Genomic DNA, 13647 nt, shown 5'->3' with positions numbered 1-13647 from the left:
GTCCCGGAGATCACCAGCGCGGACCCGAAGGCGTCACCCACTCCGGGTCGGCGACCCGCATCGCCGCCGCGTCGTCGCGGTCGCGGAGGGTGCCGTCGTCGTCGAGCCAGCGGCGGTGGAGGAACGCCAGCTTGTCGCCGTCGAGTTGGACACCGAGGCCGGGGGCGTCGGAGACGGCGACCTTGCCGCCGTCGAAGGTGAGCCGTTCGGTGAGCACGTCCTCGGACTGCCAGGGGTAGTGGGAGTCGCAGGCGTGGTGGAGGTTGGGCACGGTGGCCGCGACGTGGGTCATGGCGGCGAGACTGATGCCGAGGTGGGTGTTGGAATGCATGGAGACACCGACGCCGAAGGTGCGGCAGACGGCGGCGAGTTGCTGGGTGTTGCGCAGTCCGCCCCAGTAGTGGTGGTCGGAGAGCACGACCTGGACGGCGCCCTTGGTGAACGCCTCCGGGATCTCGGCGAACGTCGTGACGCACATGTTGGTCGCGAGCGGCACGCCGGTCCGCGCGGCGACCTCGGCCATCGCCGGGGTGCCGAGCGCGGGGTCCTCCAGGTACTCCAGGACGTCCCCGAGTTCCGCCGCGACCCTCAGCGAGGTCTCCACGGACCATGCGCCGTTGGGGTCCAGCCGCAGGGGGTGGCCGGGGAAGGCCGCGGCGAGGGCCTTGACGGCGGCGATCTCCTCGTCGGGCGGGAAGACGCCGCCCTTGAGCTTGAAGGAGGTGAAGCCGTACCGCTCGGTGAAGGCGCGGGCCTGGGCGACGACGCCGGCCGGGTCGACAGCCGCTCCCCAGTCGTCCTTCTCACTCGCCACGCCCTCGGGGTGCTCGGCCCACTTGTAGAAGAGGTAGGCGCTGTACTCGACGGCGTCGCGGACCTTGCCACCGAGCAGGGCGTGCACGGGCAGGCCGAGCGCCTTGCCGAGAGCGTCGAGGCAGGCGACCTCGAAGCCGGAGACGACGGACAGGCGCAGCTTGTCGGCGGTCTGGACGCCGCGCAGCCCGCCGACGTCGACCTGTCCGGAGACCCGGGAGTCGTCCACGGCGACCTCGTCGGCGACGGTGAACAGGCCGTTGAGGTCGCTCACCCGACGGCCCACCAGCCGCTCCGCGAACGGGCGGGCCAGCTCCAGGTACTTGGCGTCGCCGTAGGTCTCGCCGACGCCGGTGGCCCCGCCGGCGGTCTCGACCTCGACGATCAGCCGGGGCGTGTACGGCTGGTGCACGCCCTGGGTGTTGAGGAGTGGCGGGTCCGCGACGAGGATCGGCGTGAGGTGGACGGCCGTGATGGTGAGGTCGGCGGTCACAGGGCGGCTCCTACGAGGTCGAGTCCGGCGGTGAGCAGGGTCTTCAGTTCGGCCGACTCGGCGGCCGTGGGGTCGGTGAGCGGGGCGCGCACGGGGCCGACGGAGCAGCCGCGCAGCCGGGCCGCGGCCTTCACGAGGGAGACCCCGTACCCGGGGACCCGGTCGCGCAGTTCGACGAAGGGCACGTAGAAGTCGCGCAGCAGCTTGTCGACCGTGCCGCGGTCGCCGGCGCGCAGGGCGGCGAGGAAGGCGTTCGCGATCTCGGGGGCGAAGGCGTGCACGGCGGAGGAGTAGGCGGGGACGCCGACGGCGGCGTAGGCACGGGCCTGGATCTCGGCGGTGGCGGCGCCGTTGAAGAACAGGAAGTCGTCGGGGGCGGCGAGGACCATGCGCTGGAGGCGGTCCAGGTCGCTGTGGCCGTCCTTGAGGCCGACGACACCGGGGACGCGGGACAGGCGACGGAGGGACTCGGCGGTGTAGGCGACCTGGCCGCGCTGGTAGGCGATCAGCGGCAGCCGGGTGCCGGCGGCGATCCTCTCCACCTGCGCGACCAGGCCCTCCTGCGGGGCAGCGGTGAGGTAGTGCGGCATGACGAGCAGGGCGTCGGCGCCGGCGTCCTCGGCGATGCGCGCGAACCGCAGGGCCTGTGCCCAGCCGTATCCGGTCCCGGCGACGACCGGCACGCTCCCGGCCGTCTCCTCGACGGCGATGGCGACGGCCTGCCGGTACTCGTCCTCGTCCAGGGAGAAGAACTCGCCGGTGCCGCAGGCGGGGAAGAGGGCGCCGGGACCGGCGGCGAGCCGTTCGGCGACGTAGGCCCGGTATCCGTCGGCGTCGAAGGAGCCGTCCTCGTGGAAGCTGGTCAGCGGGAAGGACAGCACGCTCGCCGCCATGCCTTCGCGCAGCCGCCGGACGACGGCCGCCCGACCGGTGTCCGGATCGGGATCGGGGACGGGATCGGGGACGGGGCCCACACGCGTCATCTCCACCACTCTCTGTCTCCGTATGTAGATGGCGTCTACGTATGGAGATGGAGATTAGAGAGGTGACCGTCGGGCGTCAATGGGTCGAGGGCATCCGTTTACGATCGGCCCATGTCGGAGACTGGGGACGCGACGCCGGGCGGCGTCCGCGAGGTGAAGTCCGCGGCGCGCACGGTCGAACTGCTGGAGGTACTGGCCGCGCGCGGCGACCGTCCGGCCCGCCTCCAGGAACTGGCGGACGAACTGGGGGTGCCGCGCAGCTCGATGTACGCGCTGCTGCAGACCCTGATCTCGCGCGGCTGGGTCCGCACCGACGTCACCGGCTCCCTCTACGGCATCGGCATCCACGCCCTGCTGACCGGCACCAGCTACCTCGACTCGGACCCGCGGGTGCGGGCGGCGCGGCCGTTCCTCGACGAGGCGTCAGAGGCGCTGGGCGAGACGATCCACCTGGGACGGCTGGACGGCTACGACGTGGCCTATCTGGCGACCCGCGAGTCGCACGAATACCTGCGCACCATCAGCAGGGTGGGCCGCCGGCTGCCCGCGCACGCGGGCGCGCTGGGCAAGGCGCTGCTCGCCGAGCGCCCGGACGCGGAGCTGCCGGACGGCCCCTACGAGGCGCTGACCCCGAACACGCACACCACCAGGGAGTCCCTGGCGGCCGATCTCGCCCGGACCCGCGAGCGCGGCCACTCCGTCGACCGCGAGGAGGGCGTGACGGGCATCGTCGGTTTCGGCTTCGCGCTGCGGTACGAGGTTCCGGCACTGGACGCGGTCAGCTGCTCGGTGCCGGTGGCCCGGCTGACGCCGGATCACGAGGCGCGGATCGTGGCGGTGATGCGGGAGACCAGGGCCAAACTGGAGGCGACGGTTCCGGCCGGGAGCGGCTCGGTCCACTGGCGTTAGCGCTCGCTGCTACCCGGCTTCCAAACCCCCAAACGCATATGTGATCCAGATCACACCTGCCCAGCTGTTTCGCGCCTCCCCGCGCTTGATACAAATTGCCCGCGCGTTCCGGTCAGTCGACGGTCGTCGCCCCCTCCCCTCCTCCCGTCCCTTTCGCATGCCCTGGGAACGCCCGTGTTCGCCGCCCGCACCACTCCCTGGCCCCTCGTCGCCCTTTTCACGGCCGGGTACCTGCCTCCGTATCTGCTGCCCACCACCGTCGGCAGACTCGACACCAGCCTTCCGCTGTCCACCACGCAGGCGGGCGCCGTCGGCAGCGCGCTGCTGCTGAGTTCGGCGACCGCGGGCTTCCTGCTGGCCTCCCGCATCCAGCAGGTCGGCGCCCGGACACTGGCCCGCTTCGGGCTCGCGCTGGCCGTCCTCGGCTACGGCGCCGCCGCGTGCACCACCGCCCTCCCTGCCGTCGTCGTCGGCGCGGTCGTGGGCGGTTTCGGTTCGGGGACGGCCAGCACGGTCGCCGCCGGCCGGATCGCCGCCGAGCACCAGCCGCACCGCGCCTCGACCGCGGGCCTGCTGAGCGTGTCGGCGCTGGCCGGCGCGGTGTACCTGACGATCCCGCACTTCGGCCGGTCGCACGGCCTGCCGCTGGCCGCGATCGCGCTGACCGCGCTCGTGGTCTGGCCGCTGACCGGCCGGCTGCCGGGCGCCGCGGCCACGTCGGCGGGCGGGCCCGGCACCGCAAGCACCGCCCCGCTCCCCCACCGCCGTTCGGGACTGGTCCTCGCCACCACCGTCCTGCTCTGGTCGCTCGCGCAGAACTCTCTGTGGGGTGTCAGCAGCCGCATCGGACTGACGCAGGCGAAGCTGGGCGACGCCGCACTCGGAGCCGTCCTGGCCGCCGCACTGTGCGCGGGGCTGGTGGGCGTGCTGGCGGCCGGGGCCCTCGGGCCGCGGCTGGGGCGGGCGATGCCGATAGGCGGGGGCACCGCACTGATCGCGGTGTGCATCGCGCTGACCGCGTCCGCGACTGCCCCCGCGACCTTCGCGACCGGCCAGATCGCCTGGAACACGCTGTACCCGGTCGTCCTGTCGTACCTGATCGGCCTCGCCGCCTCGCTCGACCCGCGCGGCCGGTGGGCGGTCCTCGTCGGTTCGGCGTCCTCGCTGGGCACGGCGGCCGGGCCGCTGACCGGCACCACGCTGGCCGCGCACGCCGGGTACGCCGGCATGGGCCTGGTGCTCGGCGCGGGGCTGCTGCTGGTCGCCGCGCCGATGACCGCCGTCGCCCTGCACACCGGCGGACGCCCGCTGCTGCCCGGCGCGATCCGCCGCCGCGGCGGCACCCCGGCCGCGCTGGTCGCCGCCGCCACGGGCACGCCGAGCGGTGCGGTGCCGGAGGTCGGCGCCGTGGAGCAGCCGGTGGTGGAGATCGACGTGGAGGCCCCGGCGGTGGCCGTCCGGCGCGCCTACGACACGGCGGGACCCCGGCAGGCGGCGGCCGCGCCGGGGTCCGGGACGGGCTGAGCCCTACGCCGTCGGGAAGGTGTAAGCCTCGACCTCCGCGAGATACCGCGCCCGCAGCTCCTCGTCGTCCTCCAGGAAGGAGGCGAGGAACGAGTTGCGGGCCAGCTCCCGCAGCCGCTCCTCGGTGAGGCCGAGGGCCTCGCGCACCGCGTCGAAGTTGTCGCCCGCGTAACCGCCGAAGTAGGCCGGGTCGTCGGAGTTCACCGTGCACATGAGGCCCGCGTCGAGCATCGCGGGCAGCGGGTGGTCGGCGAGCGTGTCGACCGTGCGCAGCCGCACGTTGGACAGCGGGCACAGGGTGAGCGGGACGCGCTCGCGCACCAGCCGCTCGACCAGCGCCGGGTCCTCCACGGAGCGCAGCCCGTGGTCGATCCGTTCCACGCCGAGGACGTCGAGGGCCTCGACGACGTAGGCGGGCGGCCCCTCCTCGCCCGCGTGCGCGACCCGGCGCAGCCCGAGGGCGGCGGCGGCCTCGTACACCTCGCGGAACTTGACCGGCGGGTGGCCGACCTCGGCGGAGTCCAGGCCGACGCCGGTGATGCGGTCGAGGTACGGCTTGGCGGCGTCCAGCGTCGCCAGCGCCGACTCGGCGGACTCGTCGCGCAGGAAACAGAGGATCAGCCGGGTGGAGACGCCGTGGTTCTCGCGACTGGCGCCCAGCGCCCGCCACAGCCCGTCCACCACCGTGCCCATCTCCACGCCCCGGGCCAGGTGGGCCTGCGGGTCGAAGAAGATCTCCGCGTGCCGGACACCCTGCGCGGCGGCGCGGGCGAGGTAGGCGTTGGCCAGGTCCTCGAAGTCCCGCTCGGTGCGCAGGACGGCCATCAGCTCGTAGTACAGGTTCAGGAAGGACTGGAGGTCCTCGAAGCGGTACGCCTCGCGCAGGGCGTCCTCGTCCGCATACGGCAGGGACACGCCGTTGCGGGCGGCCAGCGCGAAGGCCAGCTCGGGTTCCAGGGTGCCTTCGATGTGGAGGTGCAGTTCAGCTTTGGGCAGGGGCATCAGAGCATCGTACGGCCGTTCTACCGGCGTTTCGGAACCGGGACGCGGGTGAGGTCCCGGGCCACCGTCAGCTCCCCCTCGTACCCGGCCGCGCGCGCCTGCCGCTCGAACTCCTCGGGGTCGGAGTAGCGCTGGCTGAAGTGGGTGAGCACCAGGTGCCGTACGCCCGCGTCCCGGGCCACCCGCGCGGCCTGCCCGGCGGTGAGGTGGCCGTGGTCAGTGGCGAGCGTCTCGTCCTCGTCGAGGAAGGTCGACTCGATGACGAGCAGGTCGCAGCCCTCGGCGAGCGCGTGCACGCCCTCGCAGAGCCGGGTGTCCATGACGAACGCGAACCGCTGGCCGCGGCGGACCTCGCTGACCGCGTCGAGGGGTACGCCGTTCAGCGAGCCCTCGCGCTGGACGCGGCCGACGTCGGGCCCCTCGATGCCGTGCGCGGCCAGGCGGTCGGGCAGCATGCGGCGGCCGTCGGGCTCGGTGAGCCGGTAGCCGTACGACTCGACGGGGTGGGAGAGCCTGCGGGCGTCCAGGGTGTAGGCGGGGGTGACCGCGAGCGGGCCGTCGGCGGCGACCGGGGCCTCGGTGAGGGCGACGGTCTCGCGGTAGGCGGTGGCGTACCGAAGCCGCTCGAAGAAGCGCTGCCCGGAGCGCGGGTAGTGGGCGGTGATCTCGTGCGGGACCTGGTCGAGGTTGATGCGCTGGATCACGCCGGCGAGGCCGAGACTGTGGTCGCCGTGGAAGTGGGTGACGCAGATCCGGTTCAGGTCGTGGGCGGCGACCCCGGCGCGCAGCATCTGGCGCTGCGTGCCCTCGCCGGGGTCGAACAGGATGCCCTCGCCGTCCCAGCGGAGCAGGTAGCCGTTGTGGTTGCGGTGCCGGGTCGGGACCTGGCTGGCGGTGCCGAGGACGACGAGTTCACGTACGGACACGGTGTCTGCCGCCCCGGGCTATCCGGGGGGCCACTCGAGGCCGCGGCCGCCGAGCACGTGGGCGTGCGCGTGCCACACGGTCTGGCCGGCGCCACTGCCGGTGTTGAAGACGATGCGGTAGCTGTCCAGCTTCTCGTCGTCGGCGACGGCCTGGGTCTCGCGCAGGACGTCGGCGGCGAGCTGCGGGGCCTCGGCGGCGAGGGCGGCGGCGTCCTTGTGGTGGGCCTTGGGGATCACGAGGACGTGGGTGGGGGCCTGGGGGTTGATGTCCCGGAACGCGACGGTGGTGTCCGTCTCGCGGACGATCGTCGCGGGAATCTGCCCTGCGACGATCTTGCAGAACAGACAGTCGTCCTGTGGTTCGCCAGCCACTTGGCTCTCCTCACGCCGGTGATCTTCTAAAGGCATCGTATCGGCCACCACCGCCGCCGTAGCTGCGGACAGTCGCGCCGCCGCCCGCCCCCCAGCTGCGGGCAGTCGTGCCGCTGGGGCGGCACGGGTGGGCGCAGCGGCACCCGGCCCGCGCCGGCGAGCGCCCCCACCCGGCGTCCACCACGGCGCGCGGTGCCCGTGCCGGCGTGGGGGTGGGGTGCGCAGCCCGGCGGAACGGGGTGCCGCCCGCGCCCACCCGTGCCGCCCCAAGCGGCACGACTGCCCGCGGTTGGAGCGGCAGGACCGCCCGGGGATGGAGCACGGCACGACTGCCCGCGGATGGAGCACGGCAGGACCGCCCGCGGTTGGAGCGCGGCGCGACTGCCCGCAGGCTTGGTCACGGGCGCCGCGGGCTAGGGGAGGCTCGGCGGTGTTTTCGCCGGGGTTTCCTCCAGCGCCGCCAGCGCGAGCGTGATCGCCTCGTCCAGTTGGGGGTCACGGCCCGCCGCATGGTCCTGCGGGCGCTGGGGGACCTCGACGTCGGGGTCGACACCGTGGTTCTCCACACCCCAGCCGTACCCCTCCAGCCAGAACGCGTACTTCGGCTGCGTGATCAGCGTCCCGTCCACCAGCCGGTAGCGGCTGTCGATGCCGATGACGCCGCCCCAGGTGCGGACGCCGACGACCGGCCCGATCCCCAGCGCCTTGATCGCCGCGTTGACGATGTCGCCGTCCGAGCCGGAGAACTCGTTGGCGACCGCGACCACCGGCCCCCGGGGCGCGTCCAGCGGATAGCTGGACGGCCGCATCCCGCGCGGCAGGTCCCAGCCGACGATGCGCCGGGCCAGCTTCTCCACCACCAGCTGGGAGGTGTGCCCGCCGCGGTTCTCGCGGACGTCGACGACCAGGCCCTCCCTGGCGACCTCGACCCGCAGGTCGCGGTGGATCTGGGCCCAGCCGGGCGCCTGCATGTCCGGGACGTGCAGGTAACCGAGCCGCCCGCCGGACTTCTCGTGGACGTAGGCACGCCGGTCGGCGACCCAGGCGTGGTAGCGCAGCGGCTCCTCGTCGGCGAGCGGGACGACGACGGCGTGCCGCACCTCGCCGCCGCCGGACGGCGAGATGGTCAGCTCGACCGGCTTGCCCGCCGTGCCGACGAGCAGCGGCCCGGGCCCGGTGACCGGGTCCACGGCCTGTCCCGCGACCGCGACGATCGCGTCCCCGGCACGCACGGCGACACCGGGCGCGGCGAGCGGGGAACGGGCGTTGGGGTCGGAGGTCTCGGAGGGCAGCACACGGTCGATGCGCCAGGTGCCGTCCTCGTGGCGGGAGAGGTCGGCGCCGAGCAGGCCCTGCCGGGCGCCGGAGCCGTGGCCGCCGCGCGGGGTGACGTAGGCGTGCGAGGTGCCGAGTTCGCCGTGCACCTCCCACAGCAGGTCGACCAGGTCGTCGTGGGTGGCGACGCGGTCGAGGACGGGCCGGTAGCGGTCCAGGACACCGTCCCAGTCGACGCCGTTCATGTCGGCCCGCCAGAAGTGGTCCCGCATGATGCGCCCGGTCTCGTCGAACATCTGCCGCCACTCGGCGGCCGGTTCGACGGTCTGGCGGACCCGGGCCAGGTCGACGGTGATGTTGGTGTCGCTGTCCTCGTCGCCGGAGGCCCGCCGGTCGCTGGGTACCACCTTGAGCCGTCCGTCGGTCCACAGCAGCACCCGCTTGCCGTCGCCGCTGACCTCGTAGTGGTCGGCGTCCCCGCCGAGGTGCTCGACGCGCTGCTGGGCGAGGTCGTACCGCTCCAGCTCGGTGTTGGGGTCGGGGTCCTCCGGGTTGGCGCGGGAGGCGCCGAGGACGCCGGTGAGCGGGTGGCGCAGCCACAGGACGCCGTCCTTGGCGGCGCGCAGCCGGGAGTAGCGGGCGGCCTCGACCGGGAAGGGCACGATGCGGTCGGCGAGGCCCTCGATGTCGATGCGGGTGGTGGGGGTGCCCTCGCTGTCGGGGGTCTCCTCGCGGTCCGGGGTCTCGAAGGCGCGGCCGTGGCGCTGCGGGCCGAAGGGCGAGGGGGTGGTCGCGGCGAGGGTGATCAGGTAGGGGCGGGCGCCCTCGACGAAGGCGAGGTCGAAGACGTGTTCGTCGTAGACCGGGTCGAAGGAGCGGGTGGAGAGGAAGGCGAGGTGCTTGCCGTCCAGGGTGAAGGCGGGCGAGTAGTCGTTGAAGCGCAGCGGCGTCGCCTCGCTCACCGACAGGTCGGTGGTGTTGGCGAGCTTGAGCTGGCGCAGCGGCTCCGGACCCGGGTGGGACCAGGCGAGCCAGGCGGAGTCGGGCGAGAAGACGAGGCCGGAGGCGTCGCCGTCCTCGCTGCGGTCGACCTCGCGGACCTCGCCGGTCTCGCGCTCGACGAGCAGCACCCGCCCGTCGTGCGAGGCGACGGCGACGCGGCTGCCGTCGGGGGCGACGGCGAGGTGCAGCACCCGGCCGAGCTGCCCGGCGGCCAGGCGCCGTGCGGTGGCGCCGGGGGCGAGTCCGGTGGCGGGCGCGAACTCCAGGGCGTCGTCGCCCTCGGCGTCCGTCACCCACACCACCCACTCCTCGCCCTCGGCGCGGAAGGTGCGCGGCAGCCGGTTGCGCACGCCGGGCGTGACCGCGAGCGCGCGGGCGGGGCCGGAGCGGTGGGTGACCCAGTGCACGCCGCCGCGTACGGCGACGGCGCTGCCGCGCGCGGTGTGGTCGGGGGACGCGGAGCCGAACCAGCGGGCGGCGTTGACCGGGTACGACTGGAGGTCGACGCGGGCGCCGCCGAGCCGGATGTCCAGGCGGCGCGGTTCGGCGCCGTCCAGGTCGTCGAGGGTCCACAGCTCACCGGCGGACGAGTAGACGACACGGGTGCCGTCGGTGGCCGCGTGGCGGGCGTAGAAACCGTCGAGCGGCGTGTGCCTGCGCAGGTCGGAGCCGTCGGCGAGGGAGGAGTAGAGGGCGCCGGTGCCCTCGTGGTCGGAGAGGAAGGCGATGCGGTCGCCGACCCAGAAGGGGTACTCGATGTTGCCGTCGAGGTCGGCGTGCAGGCGCACGAACTCGCCGTCGTCCTCGGCGTCGATCCACAGCTTGCCGGCCGTGCCGCCCCGGTAGCGCTTCCACCAGGCGGCCTCGCGGCCCATCGGCGCGGACAGCAGCACGGTGTGCGGGCCCTGTGCGACGTCGCCGACGGGGCCGTACGGCAGGGTGGTGGCCGGTCCGCCGTCGAGCGGGACGGCGCGGGCCCAGCTGCGGCGCAGGCTGGCCTCGCCGTAGGTGCTCAGGGCGAGGACGCGGCCGTCGGCGGTCCAGCCGCGTACCTGGGTCCGGCTGCTGCCCCAGTGGGTGAGGCGCTTGGCGGGGCCGCCCTCGACGGGAGCGACGTGCACCTCGGGGGCGCCGTCGCGGGTGGAGGTCCAGGCGACCGTGGTGCCGTCGGGCGAGATCCGCGGGTGGTTCACCGGCACGTTGTCGGCGCTGACCCGCCAGGCACGGCCGCCGTCGAGCGGGGCGAGCCACACGTCGTCCTCGGCGGTGAAGGCGACCAACTCGCCGTGCGGGTGCGGAAAGCGGAGGTAGGCAGGCGCTGCGGGCTGAGTCACCCCCATACCCTATGCAGGGGCGCGGCCCGCCGACAGAGGTTTGGATCACTTCCCGGCCACGGCCGCCGTCCGGTCACTTGCCCTCGACCGGGCCGCAGTGCGGGTCCTTGGGGCACCAGATGGTCCGGGTGACGGTCACGGTGGGCCCGGGCCGGTCCTGGGAGGGCCGGTTCGCGGGCGGCGCGCCGGTGGCGTCGCAGTTGCCCAGGCCCTTGACCCGGAACCACTCCTTGCCGTCCACCTTCGCGGTCAGATTCCCGCGCACGCAGGCGCCGTTGACCACCTTGGTGACCTTGCCGTCGACGGTGATGTCCTGGCCGCCGTCCGTCCTGCCCTCGCAGTGGACGGAGGCGACCGCGTGCTCGGTCGCCGAGGCCGTGGTGCCCTTGTCGCCGTAAGAGGCGGTGCAGGTGAGCCAGCGCACCTCCGCCTTCTGCCGCTCCAGTTCGCGGGTCACGGTCTGGTCGGTCGTGTACGCCACGGTCGCGGTGCCGAGTCCGCCCGGTTCGCACGCGGCGAGACCGCCGACGACGACGGCCGAGCCGACGACCACCGGAGCCATGCGCCAAATCCGCCTCAATGCCCCCATGGAGGGCAGCCTGCCACCGCCCGGGGGCCGGCGGTAGGGCGCATACGGCCACTCCTCACTACCGTGGTCGTCATGGGTGACGACCGCAGGCAGCGCAGGCTCGTCGTGGACGCGGGCACCACCTGGCTGTGGAGTCACCGGCAGAAGCGGGGCCGCGACGGCGTCTGGCGGGACGCGCTGACGCTCCACCGGGACGGAGTCCGGGTCCGGTTCGTCTTCCGCGCGGGCGCGCCCGACTCCGGCCGGTGGACCACGGAGGGCGGCTCCTGGTACGAGGGCTGCGCGGGCGACGATCGCGGCAACCTGCTCAACCTGCGCGAACCCGGTGTCGTACGGGCGCTGGTCGACGAGGCCGGGCGGCGGGGGCTGCTGCCCGGGCCCGGGGACCGGCCGGTGGAGCTGGACGGCTGGGAGCTGTTCCCCGCCGTGGTCGCCGCCACCGACGGCTGACCGGGGCCGTCACAGGACCGGCCCCGGCACCGTCAGAAGTCGGCTTGCGGCACCGTCAGAAGCCGGCTCACGGCGCCGTCAGGACCAGCGGCCGGTGCGGGCCAGGAGTACGGCGGTCGCGGCGGTGCCCGCGGTGGAGGTGCGCAGGACGCTGCGGCCCAGTCGGTAGGGCCGCGCACCGGCCTCGGCGAAGAGCGCCAACTCCTCCGGGGACACGCCCCCTTCCGGGCCGACGACCAGCACGATGTCGCCGGCGGCGGGGAGTGCGGCGACGGACAGGGGCGCGTCGCCGCTCTCGTGGAGTACGGCGGCGAAGTCGGCCTCGGCCAGAAGTGAGGCAACCTGCTTGCTAGTCGCCGCGTCCGCGACGTCGGGGAAGCGGACCCGGCGGGACTGCTTGCCGGCCTCCCGGGCCGTCGCCCGCCACTTGCCGAGCGCCTTCAGGCCGCGTTCGCCCTTCCACTGCGTGATGCACCGGGACGCCGCCCAGGGCACGATCGCGTCGACGCCGACCTCGGTCATCGTCTCGACGGCCAGCTCGCCGCGATCGCCCTTGGGCAGGGCCTGGACGACGGTGACGCGCGGCTGTTCGGAGGGCTCCTCGCGCACGCCGTCCGGGACGGTGACGACGAGTCGGTCCTTGCCCTCGGCCGCCTTGACCACGCCGTCGGCCCAGCGGCCGCGTCCGTCGGTGAGGACCACCTCCTCGCCCGCGCGCAGCCGCTTCACGGAGACGGCGTGCCGTCCCTCCGGGCCGTCGAGGACGTACTCGCCCGCGGGCAGGTCCTCCGGCCGCAGGGAGTCGACCACGAACACCGGTGCGGTCATCGGCCGCCGCCTCCCGTCGCATAGCCCGACAACGCTGTCCCGGCGGCGGCGAGTTCGGCCACCAGCACCTCCACGAGCTGTCCGGCGGGCAGCTCCCGGGCCATCCGGTGGCCCTGTCCCGCCCACAGCGCCATGCCCTGCGCGTCCCCCGCCTTCGCCGCCGCCTTGCGCACCGGCGAGGTGAGGTGGTGCACCTCGGGGTAGGCGGCGGGGGCGTAGGGCCCGTGCTCGCGCAGGAAGCGGTTGACCAGCGCGCGGGCGGGGCGGCCGGAGAAGGCGCGGGTGAGTTCGGTGCGCACGAACAGCGGGTTGGTCAGCGCCTGCTTGTGCAGGTCGTGGGCGCCGGACTCGGGGGTGGCGAGGAAGGCGGTGCCGAGCTGGGCCGCGCTCGCGCCGGCCGCGAGGACCGCGGCGATCTGGGCGCCGCGCATGATGCCGCCGGCCGCGACGATCGGCAGGCTCACCGTCTCCCGGACCTGGGCGACCAGCGACAGCAGTCCGGTGCCGGCGCCGCCGGTCTCCGGGTGGTCGCGGTGGGTGCCCTGGTGGCCGCCGGCCTCGGCGCCCTGCGCGATCACCGCGTCGGCGCCGGACTGCTCGACGGCCCGGGCCTCGTCCGCGGTGGTGGCGCTGACCAGGGCGAAGGTGCCCACGCGGTGCAGGGAGTCGACGACCTCACGGCTCGGGACGCCGAAGTGGAAGGACACCACCGGCACGGGGTTGTCGAGGAGTACGGCGAGTTTGGTGTCGTAGCCGTCGTCCCGGCCGCTGTCGGGGTCGCCCAGCTCCGTCTCGTACCAGGCGGCCTCTCCGGCCAGCTGGTGGGCGTAGACGTCGACGGCGGCGGGGTCGGCCGCCTCCGGCTGCGGGAGGAAGAGGTTGACGCCGAAGGGGCGGCTCGTCAGTCCCCGCAGGTGCTTGATCTCCTGGTACATCCCGTCCGCGGTCTTGTACCCGGCGGCCAGGAAGCCCAGCCCGCCCGCCTCGGACACCGCGGCCGCGAGCTGGGGCACGGAGACGCCGCCCGCCATGGGTGCCTGCACGATCGGGTAGGGGAAGAGATCGGTCAGTGCGGAGGACATGACGGCATGTTGTCACGTCCTCCGCACAAGTCCGAATCCGGGCTTCCGTTGGCATACGCCAGGAG

General features: G+C 74.1%; 12 protein-coding genes. 3 read left to right on the top strand and 9 right to left on the bottom strand.

Annotated features, from left to right (window positions below; translation table 11 throughout):
• Positions 1–10: 10 nt before the first annotated feature.
• Both D1J63_RS24810 and D1J63_RS24805 read right to left on the bottom strand, forming a co-directional pair.
• Complete coding sequence (locus D1J63_RS24810; RefSeq protein ID WP_125631755.1) at positions 11–1306, bottom strand: glucarate dehydratase family protein; 1296 nt, start codon at positions 1304–1306, stop codon at positions 11–13.
• Positions 1303–2289 carry a 5-dehydro-4-deoxyglucarate dehydratase gene (locus tag D1J63_RS24805; protein WP_125631753.1) on the bottom strand — a complete coding sequence of 329 codons (987 nt, stop codon included), beginning with the start codon at positions 2287–2289 and terminating at the stop codon, positions 1303–1305. Before D1J63_RS24805 ends, D1J63_RS24810 begins: the two co-directional genes overlap by 4 nt.
• A gap of 111 nt (positions 2290–2400) precedes the next feature.
• Here D1J63_RS24805 and D1J63_RS24800 point away from each other — a divergent pair, with 111 nt between their 5' ends.
• Complete coding sequence (locus tag D1J63_RS24800; protein WP_125631751.1) at positions 2401–3198, top strand: IclR family transcriptional regulator; 798 nt, start codon at positions 2401–2403, stop codon at positions 3196–3198.
• 174 nt (positions 3199–3372) lie between these two features.
• On the top strand, positions 3373–4722 hold the full coding sequence (locus tag D1J63_RS24795) for an MFS transporter (RefSeq protein WP_125631749.1): 1350 nt from the start codon (positions 3373–3375) through the stop codon (positions 4720–4722).
• Positions 4723–4725: 3 nt separating this feature from the next.
• Here the strand turns inward: D1J63_RS24795 and D1J63_RS24790 are convergent, their stop codons facing one another.
• The 5 genes from D1J63_RS24790 to D1J63_RS24765 form a co-directional block, all read right to left on the bottom strand.
• Positions 4726–5724 (bottom strand): adenosine deaminase, encoded by a 999-nt coding sequence (locus D1J63_RS24790; protein WP_125631747.1) that lies wholly within the window; start codon positions 5722–5724, stop codon positions 4726–4728.
• A gap of 20 nt (positions 5725–5744) precedes the next feature.
• Positions 5745–6650, bottom strand: coding sequence for a ribonuclease Z (locus tag D1J63_RS24785; RefSeq protein ID WP_125631745.1), 906 nt, complete (start codon positions 6648–6650; stop codon positions 5745–5747).
• Positions 6651–6668: 18 nt separating this feature from the next.
• Positions 6669–7022 (bottom strand): histidine triad nucleotide-binding protein, encoded by a 354-nt coding sequence (locus D1J63_RS24780; protein WP_102931056.1) that lies wholly within the window; start codon positions 7020–7022, stop codon positions 6669–6671.
• Positions 7023–7435: 413 nt separating this feature from the next.
• Entirely contained in the window at positions 7436–10639 is a 3204-nt protein-coding gene (locus tag D1J63_RS24770) for a S41 family peptidase (protein WP_125631742.1), read from the bottom strand.
• Between the two features lie 67 nt (positions 10640–10706).
• Positions 10707–11195 (bottom strand): hypothetical protein, encoded by a 489-nt coding sequence (locus D1J63_RS24765; RefSeq protein WP_164712960.1) that lies wholly within the window; start codon positions 11193–11195, stop codon positions 10707–10709.
• 99 nt (positions 11196–11294) lie between these two features.
• Here D1J63_RS24765 and D1J63_RS24760 point away from each other — a divergent pair, with 99 nt between their 5' ends.
• On the top strand, positions 11295–11672 hold the full coding sequence (locus D1J63_RS24760; RefSeq protein ID WP_206436786.1) for a hypothetical protein: 378 nt from the start codon (positions 11295–11297) through the stop codon (positions 11670–11672).
• Positions 11673–11750: 78 nt separating this feature from the next.
• Here D1J63_RS24760 and D1J63_RS24755 read toward each other — a convergent pair whose 3' ends face one another.
• Together D1J63_RS24755 and D1J63_RS24750 are read right to left on the bottom strand one after the other, a co-directional pair.
• On the bottom strand, positions 11751–12500 hold the full coding sequence (locus D1J63_RS24755) for a 16S rRNA (uracil(1498)-N(3))-methyltransferase (RefSeq protein ID WP_125631740.1): 750 nt from the start codon (positions 12498–12500) through the stop codon (positions 11751–11753).
• Complete coding sequence (locus D1J63_RS24750; RefSeq protein ID WP_102932116.1) at positions 12497–13582, bottom strand: nitronate monooxygenase; 1086 nt, start codon at positions 13580–13582, stop codon at positions 12497–12499. Before D1J63_RS24750 ends, D1J63_RS24755 begins: the two co-directional genes overlap by 4 nt.
• Positions 13583–13647: the final 65 nt, after the last annotated feature.

It is taken from the genome of Streptomyces sp. KPB2 (genome assembly GCF_003950055.1).
GTDB lineage: Bacteria > Actinomycetota > Actinomycetes > Streptomycetales > Streptomycetaceae > Streptomyces > Streptomyces salinarius.
This window is presented reverse-complemented; position numbering and strand designations above follow the sequence as displayed.

Coding starts and splice junctions, on each gene's coding strand:
- D1J63_RS24760 (WP_206436786.1), top strand. CDS start 11,295: ATGGGTGACGACCGCAGGCAGCGCAGGCTCGTCGTGGACGCGGGCACC.
- D1J63_RS24790 (WP_125631747.1), bottom strand. CDS start 5,724: ATGCCCCTGCCCAAAGCTGAACTGCACCTCCACATCGAAGGCACCCTG.
- D1J63_RS24750 (WP_102932116.1), bottom strand. CDS start 13,582: ATGTCCTCCGCACTGACCGATCTCTTCCCCTACCCGATCGTGCAGGCA.
- D1J63_RS24770 (WP_125631742.1), bottom strand. CDS start 10,639: ATGGGGGTGACTCAGCCCGCAGCGCCTGCCTACCTCCGCTTTCCGCAC.
- D1J63_RS24755 (WP_125631740.1), bottom strand. CDS start 12,500: ATGACCGCACCGGTGTTCGTGGTCGACTCCCTGCGGCCGGAGGACCTG.
- D1J63_RS24805 (WP_125631753.1), bottom strand. CDS start 2,289: ATGACGCGTGTGGGCCCCGTCCCCGATCCCGTCCCCGATCCCGATCCG.
- D1J63_RS24800 (WP_125631751.1), top strand. CDS start 2,401: ATGTCGGAGACTGGGGACGCGACGCCGGGCGGCGTCCGCGAGGTGAAG.
- D1J63_RS24765 (WP_164712960.1), bottom strand. CDS start 11,195: ATGGCTCCGGTGGTCGTCGGCTCGGCCGTCGTCGTCGGCGGTCTCGCC.